General features: G+C 44.4%; 2 protein-coding genes. Both read left to right on the forward strand.

The features are described 5' to 3' along the window. Positions 1–655, forward strand: a 655-nt coding sequence (locus B5F87_RS20510; RefSeq protein ID WP_204246109.1) for a transposase, incomplete at its 5' end; no start/stop codon positions are given. A 52-nt stretch (positions 656–707) separates the two neighbouring features. Continuing rightward, positions 708–884 (forward strand): hypothetical protein, encoded by a 177-nt coding sequence (locus tag B5F87_RS21300; protein WP_171900641.1) that lies wholly within the window; start codon positions 708–710, stop codon positions 882–884. Positions 885–907: the final 23 nt, after the last annotated feature.

The following is a 907-nucleotide window of genomic DNA, read 5'->3' on the forward strand; positions in this document are numbered from 1 at the left end:
CAGTGACAATGGCTTCTGGCGTAATATCAGCCACTTCAACTATACTTTCCTTCGTAACGCCTTCCGCACCGCCCTCCTTAATGAAATGGAACACAGGATCGGCCCCTCTTTCAAAAAGAGCAAGGCTCTCTGCTACCGGGAACATAAAGACGGTTTCTATGTCTATGCCAAACCCAACAAATGTGACCCCAAAACCGTCATTAAATATATCGGCCGTTATCTTGGCCGTCCGGTAATCGCCACTTCACGGATCGATAAATATGATGGAGATCTTGTCACTTTCCACTACAACCGCCATGAAGATGACAAATACGTAGAAGAAACCGTTCCTGTTATGGAATTCATTCAGCGCCTCATCCAGCATATCCCGGAAAAGCATTACAAGATGATACGCTACGGTGGTCTTTATGCGCGACACCGGGAAATAGATAAAAAGCTTCACAGGGCTATCTCCCGGGAAAAGCATCACATCTACAGAAGCTTTAACCAGTGGCGTACTGCCATCCTTTCTGCTTTTGGCTATGACCCGTTAAAATGTGCATGTGGTACGACCATGCTGTTTTTAGAACTCTATTTCAACCACAAACGCGTTTCTCTGGAGGAAATGTACGAGAAAGTCATGTCCCGTTCTCGTAGAAAGCGGTCGTCTGCATGACTTCCTTCTCTCTTATTCTTATGGTATACTCCTTTCAAAGGAGGCTTTGCATATGAACCCACAAACAGAGAAACTGCGAAAAAAATATATGGATAATCCACCGGAAGGAATGACATCCGAGGACATTCGCCATATGAGCGAGGATGATCTTCTCGATATGGATTATTTTTTAAATGAAGATGATCTGTTTGATGACGAGGCTGGCGTAGAAGGTTTTTATATCTTCTAACCCGTGTCGTCTTATCTTCCTGC

This window comes from Eubacterium sp. An3 (genome assembly GCF_002159465.1).
Classification (GTDB): Bacteria; Bacillota; Clostridia; order Lachnospirales; family Lachnospiraceae; genus Anaerobutyricum; species Anaerobutyricum stercoris.

Coding starts and splice junctions, on each gene's coding strand:
- B5F87_RS21300 (WP_171900641.1), top strand. CDS start 708: ATGAACCCACAAACAGAGAAACTGCGAAAAAAATATATGGATAATCCA.